Raw genomic sequence first — 14,223 nt, 5'->3', positions numbered from 1 at the left:
CGTCAAGGCCGTCAGTCACCATGTCCCCTTGGGTGAAATCGTCCTTTTCCGATCGTTTTTTGCCCTTGACCTGCGCCCCTGTGAGTCCGCATTCCTCAGTTAGTTCTGTTTAGGGTTTGGTCCTCTCTTGACCGTTGGTGATACTCCCACGGGGTGAGCCCGTCGAGGCTGGAGTGAGGCCGGTTGTGATTGTAGTCGGTGCGCGATGCCGCGATCATGCGGCGGGCATGGCGCGGAGACGGGAACAGGTGTTCGTTGAGGCACTCCTCACGCATCCGACCGTTGAAGCTGTCGACGAGGCCGTTTTGCATGGGCTTGCCAGGCGCGATGTCGTGCCAGCCGACCTGGCGATCCTCTTGCCATCTGAGCATCGCGTTGGAGGTCAGCTCCGTCCCGTTGTCTGCGACCACCATGCAGGGATACGCTCGCAACTCGGCGACCCGGTCCAACTCACGGGCGACACGCGCACTGCCAATGGATGTGTCCACCACGGCGACCAAGCGTTCCCGGCTGAAGTCATTGATGATGTTCAGCACACGGAACCGGCGACCGTCCTCCAGAGCATCCGACATGAAGTCGAGCGACCATCTCTGGTTCGGGCCTTGCGGGATCACCATGGGCGTCCGCGTCCCGACAGCGCGCTTGCGACCGCCCCATGGACATTGCAACTGCCCGCGCGCCGGGATGCCTCAGGACTGGCGTTCCGTGCCCAACCGCACGAGGTTCAGAGCCGCGAAGATGATCGCCGCCACGCACACAATCGACGGTCCTGCAGGCGTGTCGAACAGGTAAGCACCGCGCAGACCGACCACGGCCGACACGCCGCCAATGGCGGCGGCAATCCCGGCCATCGCCTCAGGGGTTCGGGCCGTGCCCCGTGCGGCGGCAGCCGGAATGATCAGCAACGCGGCAATCAGCAAGACGCCAACCACCTTGATCGCGACCGCAACTGTAATCGCCAAACACATCGTGAGAATGAGCTGCTCGCGCTTGGGATTGAACCCGCTGGCATAGGCCAGGTCCTCGTTCAGGGTTGATGCCAAAAGGGCCGACCATCGCCACGTGATCAAAGCGACCACCAGCGCCGCGCCACCCCAGATCACCAGCAGATCCGTCCGGGACACAGCCAAGATGTCACCGAACAGATAGGCCATCAAATCAATCCGTATCCCCGACAGGAAGGACACCGCCACCAGCCCGAAGGCCAGCGCGGAATGGGCCATCACCCCCAGCAGCGTATCCATCGCATATCCACGCCCGGCAAGTTGGGTCACAGTTAGGGCCATGATGAGCGCCACAGCAAGCGCGCCAGGGAAAATGGACATCTCGAAAGCGAGCGACAGCGCCACGCCAAGGATGGCCGCATGGGCCGTCGCATCCCCGAAGTAAGCCATGCGCCGCCACACCACAAAGCAACCCAACGGGGCAGCGGCACCGGCCACACCGATCCCGGCAAGGGTCGCGCGCGTCATGAAATCATCCAGCATTATTCGGCAGCCTTTGGACGGGTATCGTGGTGATGATCGTGATCGTGCCGATAGAGCGCCAGAGCACCGCCGGTGCCAGCACCAAACAGCGCGCGGTATTCCGGCGCAGAGGCCACCACCGCCGGTGTGCCCTGACAGCAGACATGGCCGTTCAAGCAGACCACCCGATCAGAGGCGCTCATCACCACGTGCAAATCGTGGCTGATCATCAGCACCGCGCAGCCCGTTTGCTCTCTGACCGTTTCAATCTGGCGATAAAACGCGGCAGAGCCAGGCTGATCGAGGCCCTGTGTCGCCTCATCCAGCAACAGGATGTCCGGCGCGTTGATCAACGCGCGCGCAAGCAGCACGCGCTGGAATTGCCCGCCCGACAGTTGCGACATCTGGCGGGTCAGCAGGTCAGGCATACCAACGGCATCCAGCGCGTCCCTGCAGCCGCGCCGATCAACCGGCGCGGTCAGACGCATAAAGCGTTCGACCGTGATGGGCAGCGTCGGGTCGATGTGCAGCCGTTGTGGAACATATCCGATCTTTAGCCCGGGTTTGAGCTGCACGCTCCCCTTGGCCGGTGGCGACGCGCCGATGATCGCACGCAACAGGCTGGTCTTGCCGGAGCCGTTCGGGCCCACAATGGTCACGATCTCACCAGATGATACGGCCAGTTCGACATCGCGCAGGACGACATGCGCGCCATAGGCGACGCTCAGGTTCGTGACAGTGACTAAGGTCATGCGTCAGCCTTGCCGACACACTCCGGGCAGACGCCTTCGGCTTCGACAACTGTTTTTTCAATCTGAAAGCCTGCCGCCTTTGCGGCGTCGCCCAAAGTGCCTTTGGCCGGGGACGACTGCGCCTCAACCACGGCATCACACAGACGGCAAATCATGAATGCCGGTGAATGATCTTGGCCCGGATGGCTGCAGGCCACAAAGGCATTGAGGCGCTCGATCTTGTGCACAAACCCATGTTCTGTCAGGAAATCGAGCGCGCGGTAGGCTACGGGCGGTTGCGACCCGAACCCCGCATCCTTCAACAGATCCAGAAGCGCATAGGCCCCGAGCGCGCGATGCTCTTGCAGAAGCAGTTCCAGAACTTTCCTGCGAACCGGGGTCAGGCGCAATCCGCCTTTGGAGCAGCGCTCCTCTGCCGCGGCCAAGGCGGTTTTCACGCACTTGTCGTGATCATGATTTGTAAACCCGACGGGCCGCTGCGCGGCAGCAGACGCGGATGCTTGATTGCTTGTCATGGAAACTTTGATCATGTACGGCAACAGTAACGTTATAAGATCACAAGGTGACCCTGATGTCTAGGAAGCTTCTTTATCTTACAATCTATGCCGCGCTTTTGGGCGGAACTGCAATGGCAGACATGCCGCGTGTCGCCGTTGACATTGCGCCCGTGCACTCGCTGGTCGCGCGCGTGATGGACGGTGTCGGCACACCAGACCTGGTCATTCCGTCCGGCGAATCCCCGCACGGGTTCAACATGCGCCCCTCCTCGGCACAAGCGCTGCAGGATGCTGACGTGGTGTTCTGGATCGGTTACGATCTGACCCCGCAACTGGAAGATGCCATTGAAACACTGGCGGAGGACGCATCCGTCACAGAGCTGCTTGAGGCCGATGGCATCACTCTGCTGGATTTCCGCGAAGGCGTGCTGTTCGAAGCACACGACGACGATGATCACGACGATCATGGCCACGACGAAGCGAAAGCTGAAGGCCACGACGATCACGCGCATGACGATCATGGGCATGATGACCACGGGCACGAGGAAGTGAAGGCCGAAGACCACGATGATCATGGGCATGCCGATCACGCACATGACGATCACGGCGACGAAGATCATGCGGGCCACGACGATCATGACGATCACGGGCACGACGACTACGCCGGACATGACCACGGCGATCACGACCCCCATGCCTGGCTGTCACCGCAAAACGCAAGTGCGTGGCTGAATGTCATCGCGGCAGAGCTGTCCGCAGTGGACCCCGACAATGCAGGGGCATACTTCGCCAACGCGTCTGCCGCGCGCACCGAGATGGAGGCCCTGTCCGCAGAGATCAATGCGACGCTGGATCCGGTGCGCGGCGGCAGCTTCATCGTCTTCCACGACGCCTACCAGTACTTTGAGGCTGATTTCGACTTCCCCGCCTCCGGCGCGATTTCGATCGGGGATGCGTCTGATCCAAGCCCGGCGCGTATCGCCGAGATCCAGGACCGTATCCGTGATGAAGGTGTTGATTGTGTTCTGGCCGAGCCGCAGTTCAACGCCGGCCTGATCGCAACAGTGCTGGAAGGCACAGAAGCAAGCACAAGCGTCATTGATCCGCTTGGCGCGGCCCTTGAGCCGGGCGCCGCACTCTATCCGCAGCTGATCCGCGATATGGCAAACGCCCTGGTGGAATGCCTGTAAACGCCAAGCCACGCGTTTCGGTCGCCATGCGATCGGCCGCCGCTCACGGCCCGGCGCGGACGCCAAACCGCGCCAGGCTCTTTGCATTGATGTCGGCAGGCATCGCCTTGGCTGTCGTGATCTACGCGCTGGTGCCATGGCCCAGCGTCTTGTTCTGGGCCGCCCAGGAACAGCGTGCGTTTCAGGCTGCCATGACAGGGTCACTGCGCGCCATCCGTAGCGGCGACAGCTTTGCCATTCTCGCTCTTTGCGGCGCCACGGCGGCATATGGCTTTGTTCATGCGCTTGGGCCCGGGCATGGCAAAGTCCTGCTTGGTGGCGCGGCCTTGGCAAGCGGCGCAACGATGCGGCGCATGGCGTCGCTCACACTCATCTCCAGCCTTGCCCAGGCAGGATCAGCAATCTTGCTGGTTTTTGTCGCAACCCACATGCTGGGCTGGCTTGCCAACGACATTGCGAGCTGGACCGAAGACTGGCTGGCGCCCGCGAGTGCCATTGCCATCGCCGGGATCGGCCTGCTGCTCGTCGGACGCGGTTGCCTTGCCTTGCGTGAGCCAAAATCAGAGCACCGCCATCATCACGACGATCACATGTGCGGCTGCGGCCACTCACATGGCCCAACAGCATCTCAGGTCCAAAGCCTGCGATCCACCAAGGAAGCGGCGGCAATTGTTGCCAGTATCGCCATGCGACCGTGCACGGGTGCGCTGTTTCTTTTGGTAATTGCCTGGCGCCTTGATATTTTTGCAGTTGGGGGTCTTGCCGTTGTCACGATGGGTCTTGGTACGGCGGCGTTCAACCTGATCGTGGCTGCGTCCGCAGTGGCCGCGCGACATCTGGCGGCGCGTCCGCTGGACAGTTTCGCAATGCAGCGCTTTTCGGCAATCCTTCATATCGCGGGTGGGACGCTCATTGCGTTGGCGAGCCTCGCGCTCACCCGAACATATCTGGACGGCCCCTTTGTCTTGCCCTAAAAATGTAATGTTATCACATAAGTTTCGACCGTAGAACGCGTGACACCCTCTGCACAAACCACCCCCGACGCCTCGAACACTCAGCGTATGCGCTGCATCCGCAAAGCCAAGCACGACACATAGGAGTCTCTTCGCCATGACTGACACCCGACTACCCGTAACTGTCCTTTCCGGTTTCCTGGGCGCAGGAAAGACAACACTGCTGAACAGGGTCCTGAACAACCGCGAGGGGCGCCGTGTCGCTGTGATCGTGAATGACATGTCCGAGGTGAATATCGACGCGGACCTCGTGCGTGCAGACACCGAATTGTCACGGACCGACGAAACGCTGGTCGAGATGTCCAATGGATGTATCTGCTGCACATTGCGCGACGACCTTCTGGACGAAGTGCGCCGCCTCGCAGGCGAAGGGCGTTTCGACTATCTGCTGATCGAGTCAACAGGCATTTCCGAACCGCTCCCTGTTGCGGCAACCTTTGATTTCCGGGACGAAGACGGCGAAAGCCTGTCTGACGTGTCACGGTTGGATACGATGGTCACGGTCGTCGATGCCGTGAACCTGCTGAATGACTATTCCAGCCACGACTTCCTGAGCGACCGGGGCGAAACACTGGGCGAGGAAGACGACCGCACCCTGGTGAACCTACTGGTGGAACAGATCGAATTCGCGGACGTGGTCATCCTGAACAAGGTGGCAGATGCAGGACCGCAACGCACCGATGCTGCGCGCAAGATCATCCGCAGCCTGAACGCAGACGCAAGGATCATCGAAACCAACCATTCGGATGTCGCTGCCGAAGAGATCCTGAACACCGGCATGTTCGACTTTGAAAAGGCGCACGAACACCCAATGTGGGCCAAGGAACTGTATGGCTTTGCCGATCATGTCCCCGAGACGGAAGAATACGGCGTCGCCAGCTTTGTCTACCGGGCGCGCCAACCCTTTGAGCCGGAAAAGATCATGAAAACCCTCAATGGCGATCTGCCCGGTGTGATCCGCGCCAAGGGGCACTTTTGGCTCGCCACACGGCCCAACTGGGTGGCCGAGTTTTCGCTTGCGGGGGCTCTGTCATCGGTGAAGCCCCTGGGCACGTGGTGGGCGTCTGTCCCCAAGGACCGTTGGCCGGATCACGACAGCGCGCGCGCCTACATGGAGGCGCATTGGTCCGAACCCTGGGGGGATCGTCGGCAAGAGATTGTCTTTATCGGTACGGGCATCGACTGGCCTGCGCTTAAAGCGCGTCTTGATGAATGCCTGGTCCCCGAAAGCCTGGCGCCAGGCCCTGATGTATTGCCTCTGGATCTGCCAGATCCGTTTCCCGGTTGGCGCCGCGCGGAAGACGCGGCATGAGCCTCGCACCCGCACGGGCCAGGGAGGCCGCCGTCGGCGTCGGCGTCACGGACCGGGTTGAGAACCTGTCCGCGATCCAAGAACCCGGATGCGCTGCTGCCATTTGGCGGCGGCAACTGCCGGACGGCTTCCAGACATGGATTGACGACCTGTCCGCTGCCTCGCTTCCAGCGGCACGGCTGGTCCTGCGCCCCGAAGAGGTCGGCGCCGCCGTTCAACACCTCTGCGCGCGCACCGGCATCGCGGATGACGCGAAATGCGCGTGGCTTGTCGCAGATGTGTCAACACTCGCGGCATGCTTTGCGGATATCATGCAGGCACCGTATCTGCAGGTGCGCCTTGATGTCATTGAAACAAACGCCTGCCGCCGCTTCCACATTGACGCAATCAAAGCGCGTTTGATTTGCACCTATCGCGGTACTGGCACGCAGTACGGCACCTTTGTTGACGGGGCAGAGCCTGAACTTGTGTTCACCGTGCCGACGGGATCACCCATGATCATGCGCGGCACACAATGGCCTGAGACACCGAAATCGGGGGTGCTGCACCGCTCACCGCCGATCGAGGGCACCGGTGAGACACGTTTGGTCCTGGTTCTGGACCCTATTTTTGAGCTGGGCACGGATTAGGCAGGCATCCACGCACGAAACGATCTTGATCAGGCTTGATTGCCCCCCCGCATCCCTGCAAGCCCGCTGGTTAAAGGCGCCGTTCTTGCCAGGGTTCGTTCTTTGCAATGATGCTTGGATCGACGCTGGCTGGTCGCAACAGAATGCAGCTACTGCGCGGCGTGCCGAACATCGGCAATTGTTGTGCGCGACAGGCGCTCGATCAGGCTCGCCTCGACGTCGTTCATGATCGTTGAAACGCGGATCGCCAAGGCGTGCTCGACCGAACACATATCCTGCTCGGTCTCCGATGGCGAAGCGACCAGGCTTTCCTCAAGCGCCAGGTACACATCCGCCAGCGTTATGTCCCTTGGCGCGCGCGCAAGCCGCCAGCCCCCGGAATGCCCACGTTCTGACGTCAAAAGACCCGCCTCGCGCAATTTGCCCAAGACCCGGCGGACAACGACGGGGTTGGTGCCTGCATGCGCGGCAATGTCGGCAGATGTGTGCGGCTGATCGGTGTTGAACGCCATGTGGCTTAACGCATGCAAGGCAAGAGACAGGCGTGAGTTACGTTTCATCCGTTCGCTCCGACATCATGGCACGACATCGCAACATCGGCGCGCTGGGGTACTTGGCAACTTGAATAGCCCTGTTTCATTCGGGTGACATCTGCTGTTGTTGTGTTTGCTGCGTGCACAACGGTACCACCGGACCTGACGGCTGAGAATATGTCTCTGTTCCGCGCCGTCTGAGCTTCGACCGATCCTGCCTGATGCGAATGTGAACCCGTGCCGTCCGAAACAACGCGAGATGACCGCGGCCCTACCGTGCCAACGCTGGATTATTCATCGACCGGTGGAAACCACGTCAAGGACGAGTGGTGCAGCGAAATCAGGACATGTCCGTCCAGCCTGTGATCGGCAAATGTGTAGTCCTCGCGCGTCGCATTGCCGTCACCATCGACAAATGTGTAGTGCCCCATATCCTTATACCCAAGCCCATCGGTCTTGAGGATCGGGCCAACCGCACTTTGAAATTCGACCTTCTTCCAACCGCGTTTCAAAAACCCGCTGTCCTGCGGGTAGTCGGGGTTGCCGCCGACGAAATAGGCGCGCGCGCCCTCACGATCCAGCCGGATCACATCGGCCAAGGTGGGTTTGAACAGCAGCGGTTCATCCGGATCGCCGAAATCATAGAGCGCCAGCAGGCCCTCGACATCCTGCTCGGTCACGCATCTGGCCCACGCGCGCTGCGCTGCGACGACTTCGGCTTTGGTCATGCGTTCAAAGTTGCGTTCGGATATTTGCGCGCTCCCGTTCACTTTGTGAGCCTTCGGGTGCGTATGGGCGCTACTCCACCTCTGCGCGCCTGCCCGGCTGCACGAATTCCGGGGTGGACAAAACAACCGGCGCTCGGAAACAAGTCCGGTTCACTGAGGCACACGTCCCTGCTCAGTCGGATTTCGGTCCATCGAACGATACATTGGTGATGCCCTTCGAAGGCCGCCAGCCCCCAACCCGGCCAAACTCCGCCATCCAATGCAAAAAGATCCTGGCAGCGACCTACTGCGTCGGTTCCAACATATCTTCGGCCGCGATCCGCTGCTTTACATCATGGAACGCGCGGCACACGATGTCAGTCAAGCCATTGAAAGAGGGGCCAATGCAACACTTCAACATGGGTCAAGTTCCACCTGTCACCTTCGGCGCCGGACGGATGACAAAAGTGCCCCGCATCGTGGCGTCGCTGGGCGGCGGCCCTGTTCTGATCATAGCTGACGCGATACTGGCCGAGCTGGGCGTCACCGAACGGCTGACACAGCACCTGGGAGCCAAAGGGGTGTCGTTTGAACTGGCCGCCGACGTCTCCGGCGAACCGAAGGAGACCTTGATTGATAATCTCTGCGTCCGCGCGCGCGAGATGGACGCGGCCGTGGTCATTGGCCTGGGCGGCGGCGCCGCTATGGACGCGGCAAAGCTGGTGGCCGCCATCGCACGCTCGGGTCAGCCTGCGCAGGATTTCGCGCTCGCCGCACGCCCCCTCCCCGCGAACGGAATACCCGCCATCGCCATTCCGACCACCGCCGGGACAGGCTCGGAAGTGACCCGTACGTCCGTCATCTCGAAGGCCGATGGATGGAAAACCTGGTTCTGGGGCGAAGACCTGATGTTCGCCCAAGCGGTGTTGGACCCAGAACTGACACTCAGCCTGCCGGCGCACCTGACCGCATGGACCGGTATTGACGCCGTCGCGCACGCGCTGGAGGGGGCCACGGCGCGCAACACCAGCCCCGCAGGGCAACTTTACGGACTGGAAGCGCTGCGCCTGCTGTCTGACGCTTTGCCCCGCGCCGTCGCCGATGGTTCTGACCTCCAGGCGCGCGGGCAGGTGCTGTGGGCCAGCATGGTCGCGGGCCTCGCCCTGCACAACTGCAACACGCATATGGGTCACAACATCAGCCACGCGCTCGGCTCTCTCGTGCGGGTGCACCACGGTCTGGCGACCGGGCTCGCGCTGGAGGCAAGCCTACCCTGGCTGGTCGTGCGTCCCGACGGCGCCGAAAACTATGCCAAGGCGGCGCAGGCCTTGGGCGGGGCCGCATCGGCAGAGGTCCTGCCAGACGCGTTTTCGAAGTTGATGCGCGCCTGCAAAATACAACCGGAGCTGCCCCCGGACTGCACCAGCGTGACACCACAGGCATTGTCGGCAGAGATGCAAAACGCCGCAAACATCGGCATGGCCAAAAACGCGGCCTGCCCCGTCGTTGATGCGGATTTTGACGAAATCGCCGGATTGATGCTGCGCATGCCGGTTGCAGCCACGGTCGCCTAAAACGATCATCCGTCGCGCACCCGTCATTTGATCGCCACAGACAGGGCAACGCGGGGCAGGCTTCGGGCCGCATGCTCCTATTGCCTTGGTCTGTCGACAAGCGACCTGCTAAAGTCTCTACAGGGCCAGTACATCAGGCTCCGGCCCGGGACGGAAAGATAGCATGATGACAGGCAAAACACCCCTCTGGCAATGGAGCGCGACAGACATCGCAGCAGCCACGCGGGACGGATCACTGTCCGCGATTGAAGTCACCGAAGCCGCCCTCGCCCGCATGGATGCCGTAAACCCGGACCTGAACGCGGTGGTCGAAAGCCTTGCGGACACCGCACGGGCCGAGGCCGAAAAGCTCGACGCGCAAAGTGGACCCAAAGGGCCGCTGCACGGCGTGCCCGTGACCATCAAGATCAATGTCGATCAAAAGGGGCATGCGACATCCAATGGCGTGCCTGCCTTCAAAAACATCATCGCGCCGGATGACGCGCCCGTCGTCCGCAACCTGAAAGCGGCAGGCGCAATCGTGATGGGACGCACCAACACACCCGAATTTTCGTTTCGCGCGGACACGGACAACCCGCTTCATGGCCGCACCCACAACCCGTGGGGACGTCACGTGTCCGCCGGTGGGTCGTCGGGCGGGGCCGGATCCGCTGTCATGGCCGGGATCGGCGCTCTGGGTCACGGCAATGACATTGGCGGATCGCTGCGGTTTCCGGCAGCCGCGAACGGCGCGGTCACGGTCAAGCCGGGCTTGGGCCGCGTGCCGGCCTTCAACCCGAGCCAAAAGGCCGAGCGGGGCCTTCTTGCGCAATCCATGTCCGTCCAAGGGCTGATCGCGCGCAATGCCGCCGACCTGCACCTGTCCATGCCGGCACTGATCGCCGCGGACCCGCGCGACCCGTTTCACGCGCGCCTGCCCTGGCGCGGCGCAGAACTGGATGGTCCCATCCGCGTGGCCGTGTCGCGCGATGATTTCGGCTTTGGCCTGCATCCGGAGGTCGCAACCGCACTCGACAAAGCCGCCTCTGCCCTGTCGGACGCGGGCTATGCGGTTGACGCCGTGGAACCGCCACTGGCGAAAGAAACCGGCGACGTGGGATACCGTGCGCTGATGGGCGAGGTCAAAGCCCTGCTTGGCGCTGACATCCGGCAGTATGGATCGGCAGAACTCAATAGTATCTTCGACGAATACTACCGCCAGTTCCCGCCCTATGAGGGTCCAGAGCAACTGACGATGCTGGCGCAGCGCACTCATTACGCGCGGCAATGGGCGCTCTTTCTGGACGACTACCCGCTGGTCCTGACGCCCTTCATGCTCAAACCCTTCTTTCGACCGGGGCGCGACGCCGAAGGGGCGGAGGGGGTGCGGGATGCTCTGGGCGCCTCCCAATGGTCCTTCATCATGAATTTCACGGGGCTGCCTGCTGGCAACCTGCCAACCCATATCGCCGACCTGCCCGACGGACCGCAGCCCATTGGCGTGCAAATCGCAGGCAGAAGGTGGCGCGAGGACCTGATCGTGGACGCCATGCACGCCATCGAAGTCCGCATCCCCCCGGCCTGCAACACCTTGTGGACGCACCTCGATTGACCCGCTGCGACGGCCCCGGCAAAACACGCCGCATTCACCCCCGAAGAAGCATAAGATGTCACTGAACTACGTCATGCTGGGCTCGAACGATGTCGCAAAAGCCCATGACTTTTTCGATGCCGTCCTGCCAGAGATTGGTGGCAACATGATTGCCGAATTCATACCGCACGCGGTGTGCTACCAATTGCGCGGCGGCCGACGCATCTGGGTGGCCACCCCGCATAACGACAAAGCGGCCGCGGCCGGAAACGGAAACATGGTGGGCCTGGAATGCCAAAGCAGGGCGCAGGTTGAAACAGCACACCCCATCGGCTTGGCCAAGGGCGGCACCGACGAAGGCGATCCAAGCCCCCGCCCAAAATACGTACCGGACTTTTTCGGCGCCTATCTCGGCGACCTCGACGGCAACAAAATGAGCTTTGTCTTTTTGGGGTGACGAGTGCGCAGCGCGGGCCAAACATCGCCATCAATTGTCGCAGGCAAGACTAGTCAAAACAGACTATGCCGCTCGCGGGTTCCGCACAGGCCACTTGCCGATACAATGCCGCGCAAAACGCTGTCCGTTGCCAACAAAACCACCGTTTTGTCAGCCGCTTACGCAATCCAATCATATGAAAATGGCGGAGACGAAGGGATTCGAACCCTCGAGACCCTTCCGGGCCTACTCCCTTAGCAGGGGAGCGCCTTCGACCACTCGGCCACGTCTCCGCTGACCGCTCTAACGAAGTGAGCACAGAGGTGCAAGGCGGGAATGCCATCACCCTTAAACAGAAGTGGCGCTTGTTTCATTTATCGCCGTCGCTTGCGCCAAGCCTCGATCAGCCGGGCGAGCCCGCCAAATTCAATTGACCATCCCTTGTCGTGGGATTTGGTGAAATAGATGCCACCGGATGCGAACAATACAACCGTCAGTATGATCGCCCATTCTGGCAGGTGTGTCAGGGTATCTTGCATATCCAACCTGCGTGAAAGGACCGCATAGACTTGAGGTATCGGGCCAGCAGGTCGGACCTGCGTCAAAGAACAACCATCGCGCCCACAGAACGAGGTTGGATGGGCTCTTGCTTATTGACTGCCCGCGCCGACTGTCCATGCCACACTCATCCGTATCGCGACAGTTCAGCGAACTATTTGTGACGCCGGGCGGTCAGGTGTTGAAGAGGAAGTGCATCACATCGCCGTCCTTGACGATGTAACTTTTGCCTTCCGCACGCATCTTGCCCGCATCCTTGGCGGCCTGTTCCCCGCCCAGACCGACAAAATCGTCATAGGCGATGGTTTCGGCCCGTATGAACCCCTTTTCGAAATCGCCGTGGATCACGCCCGCGGCCTTGGGCGCCGATGTGCCCGATTTGATGGTCCAGGCACGCGCTTCTTTCGGGCCGACTGTAAAATATGTTTCTAGATGCAGCAGCTCGTAACCCGCACTGATCAACCGGTCGAGGCCCGCTTCGGACAGGCCCATCTCTTCGAGGAACATCTGGGCCTCGTCATCTTCCAACTGGCTGATCTCTTCCTCGATCTGGGCCGAGATGACGACATGGCTGTTGCCTTGGGCGGCGGCCATGTCGGCCACCTTCGCGGAATGGACGTTGCCTTCGGCGGCTTCGGCCTCACCGACGTTGCAGACATACAGAACGGGCTTGGTCGTCAGCAACTGCAACATGCCCCAGGCCTTTGCATCGTCATCGTCGATCTCGACGACACGCGCCGGTTTGCCGTCTTCCAAAACGGCCAAGGCCAGCTTCATCAACCGTTCCTGCTGCACCGCCTCCTTGTCGCCACCACGAACCTTGCGCACGATGTTCTGCAACCGCTTTTCCAGGCTCTCGATATCGGCCAGCATCAACTCGGTTTCGATGGTTTCGGCATCAGCGACGGGGTCCACACGGCCCTCGACATGGGTGACGTCCCCATCCTCGAAACAGCGCAGTACATGGGCGATGGCATCAACCTCACGGATATTGGCCAGAAACTGATTGCCCAGCCCCTCACCCTTCGACGCACCTTTGACCAGGCCCGCGATATCGACAAACGTCATGCGGGTCGGGATGATCTGCTTCGACGCGGCAATGCCAGCCAGCGTGTCCAGCCGCGCATCCGGCACCGCAACCTCGCCCACATTGGGTTCGATGGTACAGAAGGGAAAGTTGGCGGCCTGCGCGGCGGCCGTCTTGGTCAACGCGTTGAACAGGGTCGACTTGCCGACATTCGGCAGGCCCACAATACCCATTTTGAAACCCATCGGAACGATCCTTCTGTGCGGTTGCGCCGCTTCTAGCAGGACAGCCAACAGGTGCAAGGCGGTGACATATGCGGAAAAAAACGAAAGGGACGGGTTAAAAGGATTTGAATTTGCCCCCAATCCCGAAGCAGGTTGCGGGTCGGCGCGCCCGTACGGTGCCGAAGTCACACTAAAGACACAGGACAAGTACTGTGACCCGCATTTACATTTCGATATTTGTTTTCCTTTTAAGCATGGCAGGGGCAACGGCGCAGGAATGGACGCTGGGGCTCGGCTCCACCGATTTCGGGGATCAGGGCTCGGACAGCGCTGCGCTTGACCTCGAATACCGCCACACGCCCTTTGTCCAAAAGCGCGTGCTTTCCGTGGCATGGGGCGCCAATCTGGGCCTCTCGGCCGAAGGCGACGCCTTTATCGGCGGCGGACTTTGGTCGCGCTGGCAATGGCAGAGCGGCTGGTTCATCGACAACAGCATCATGCCCGGGTTCTTCGAGAAAGGGACGCCAGGCAATGATCTGGGTTCGTCCTTTGAAATCCGTTCACTTCTGGGCGTCGGTTATCAATTTGACAACGGCCGCGCGCTGTCGGCCTCCATCTCGCACAAGTCAAATGCCAGCCTGGCCGACGATAACCCGGGCATGAATGTTTACAACATCCGGTACCACTTCCGCTTCTGACGGCGCTTGCCTTTCCCGCACCGCTTTGGCAGGGGAA

15 protein-coding genes, 1 tRNA gene and 1 pseudogene are annotated in these 14,223 nt (G+C 61.1%); 8 read left to right on the top strand and 9 right to left on the bottom strand.

The genetic code is table 11. The annotated features are described in order from the left end of the window. Window positions 1-95 precede the first annotated feature (95 nt). The 4 genes and pseudogenes from BWR18_RS03680 to BWR18_RS03665 form a co-directional block, all read right to left on the bottom strand. A pseudogene (locus BWR18_RS03680) lies at window positions 96-653 on the bottom strand (integrase core domain-containing protein); the annotation flags it as partial. Between the two features lie 36 nt (window positions 654-689). Beyond that, entirely contained in the window at window positions 690-1,487 is a 798-nt protein-coding gene (locus BWR18_RS03675; protein WP_076626756.1) for a metal ABC transporter permease, read from the bottom strand. Then, window positions 1,487-2,218 (bottom strand): metal ABC transporter ATP-binding protein, encoded by a 732-nt coding sequence (locus BWR18_RS03670; protein ID WP_076626755.1) that lies wholly within the window; start codon window positions 2,216-2,218, stop codon window positions 1,487-1,489. The genes BWR18_RS03675 and BWR18_RS03670 overlap by 1 nt, the downstream gene beginning before the upstream one ends. Beyond that, entirely contained in the window at window positions 2,215-2,733 is a 519-nt protein-coding gene (locus tag BWR18_RS03665) for a transcriptional repressor (protein WP_076630102.1), read from the bottom strand. Before BWR18_RS03665 ends, BWR18_RS03670 begins: the two co-directional genes overlap by 4 nt. A 56-nt stretch (window positions 2,734-2,789) precedes the next feature. Between BWR18_RS03665 and BWR18_RS03660 the strand changes: the two genes are divergently transcribed. The 4 genes from BWR18_RS03660 to BWR18_RS03645 all read left to right on the top strand — a co-directional run bounded on the left by BWR18_RS03660 (window position 2,790) and on the right by BWR18_RS03645 (window position 6,859). Then, window positions 2,790-3,905, top strand: coding sequence for a zinc ABC transporter substrate-binding protein (locus BWR18_RS03660; protein WP_076630101.1), 1,116 nt, complete (start codon window positions 2,790-2,792; stop codon window positions 3,903-3,905). Between the two features lie 26 nt (window positions 3,906-3,931). After that, window positions 3,932-4,879, top strand: a complete 948-nt coding sequence (locus tag BWR18_RS03655; protein WP_172839350.1) for a nickel/cobalt transporter — start codon at window positions 3,932-3,934, stop codon at window positions 4,877-4,879. Window positions 4,880-5,015: 136 nt separating this feature from the next. Further along, a complete protein-coding gene (locus BWR18_RS03650; protein ID WP_076626753.1) occupies window positions 5,016-6,230 on the top strand; it encodes a GTP-binding protein in 1,215 nt (404 codons plus the stop codon). Further along, entirely contained in the window at window positions 6,227-6,859 is a 633-nt protein-coding gene (locus tag BWR18_RS03645; protein WP_076626752.1) for a DUF1826 domain-containing protein, read from the top strand. The genes BWR18_RS03650 and BWR18_RS03645 overlap by 4 nt, the downstream gene beginning before the upstream one ends. Before the next feature lie 149 nt (window positions 6,860-7,008). Here the strand turns inward: BWR18_RS03645 and BWR18_RS03640 are convergent, their stop codons facing one another. Both BWR18_RS03640 and BWR18_RS03635 read right to left on the bottom strand, forming a co-directional pair. Beyond that, window positions 7,009-7,419, bottom strand: coding sequence for an RrF2 family transcriptional regulator (locus BWR18_RS03640; protein ID WP_076626751.1), 411 nt, complete (start codon window positions 7,417-7,419; stop codon window positions 7,009-7,011). A gap of 263 nt (window positions 7,420-7,682) precedes the next feature. Then, complete coding sequence (locus BWR18_RS03635; RefSeq protein WP_076626750.1) at window positions 7,683-8,120, bottom strand: hypothetical protein; 438 nt, start codon at window positions 8,118-8,120, stop codon at window positions 7,683-7,685. A 383-nt stretch (window positions 8,121-8,503) separates the two neighbouring features. On the opposite strand from BWR18_RS03635, the gene BWR18_RS03630 reads away from it, so the two are divergent. The 3 genes from BWR18_RS03630 (at window position 8,504) to BWR18_RS03620 (ending at window position 11,700) form a co-directional block, all read left to right on the top strand. Beyond that, window positions 8,504-9,673: an iron-containing alcohol dehydrogenase gene (locus tag BWR18_RS03630; RefSeq protein WP_076626749.1), complete on the top strand. Its 1,170-nt coding sequence runs from the start codon at window positions 8,504-8,506 to the stop codon at window positions 9,671-9,673. Between the two features lie 163 nt (window positions 9,674-9,836). Then, window positions 9,837-11,264, top strand: a complete 1,428-nt coding sequence (locus BWR18_RS03625; RefSeq protein ID WP_438873641.1) for an amidase family protein — start codon at window positions 9,837-9,839, stop codon at window positions 11,262-11,264. 55 nt (window positions 11,265-11,319) lie between these two features. After that, window positions 11,320-11,700 carry a VOC family protein gene (locus BWR18_RS03620; RefSeq protein WP_076626748.1) on the top strand — a complete coding sequence of 127 codons (381 nt, stop codon included), beginning with the start codon at window positions 11,320-11,322 and terminating at the stop codon, window positions 11,698-11,700. Window positions 11,701-11,882: 182 nt separating this feature from the next. Here the strand turns inward: BWR18_RS03620 and BWR18_RS03615 are convergent. From BWR18_RS03615 to ychF, 3 genes are all read right to left on the bottom strand, one after another. Beyond that, window positions 11,883-11,972: transfer RNA gene (locus BWR18_RS03615), tRNA-Ser, on the bottom strand. A gap of 81 nt (window positions 11,973-12,053) precedes the next feature. Continuing rightward, window positions 12,054-12,218, bottom strand: coding sequence for a hypothetical protein (locus tag BWR18_RS21565; protein ID WP_157598639.1), 165 nt, complete (start codon window positions 12,216-12,218; stop codon window positions 12,054-12,056). Window positions 12,219-12,411: 193 nt separating this feature from the next. Then, window positions 12,412-13,509 (bottom strand): redox-regulated ATPase YchF, encoded by a 1,098-nt coding sequence (gene ychF / locus BWR18_RS03610; protein WP_076626747.1) that lies wholly within the window; start codon window positions 13,507-13,509, stop codon window positions 12,412-12,414. Window positions 13,510-13,742: 233 nt separating this feature from the next. Here ychF and BWR18_RS03605 point away from each other — a divergent pair, with 233 nt between their 5' ends. Next, complete coding sequence (locus tag BWR18_RS03605) at window positions 13,743-14,186, top strand: acyloxyacyl hydrolase (RefSeq protein WP_076626746.1); 444 nt, start codon at window positions 13,743-13,745, stop codon at window positions 14,184-14,186. The last annotated feature ends 37 nt before the right edge of the window (window positions 14,187-14,223 follow it).

Source organism: Tateyamaria omphalii (assembly GCF_001969365.1).
GTDB lineage: Bacteria > Pseudomonadota > Alphaproteobacteria > Rhodobacterales > Rhodobacteraceae > Tateyamaria > Tateyamaria omphalii_A.
This window is presented reverse-complemented; position numbering and strand designations above follow the sequence as displayed.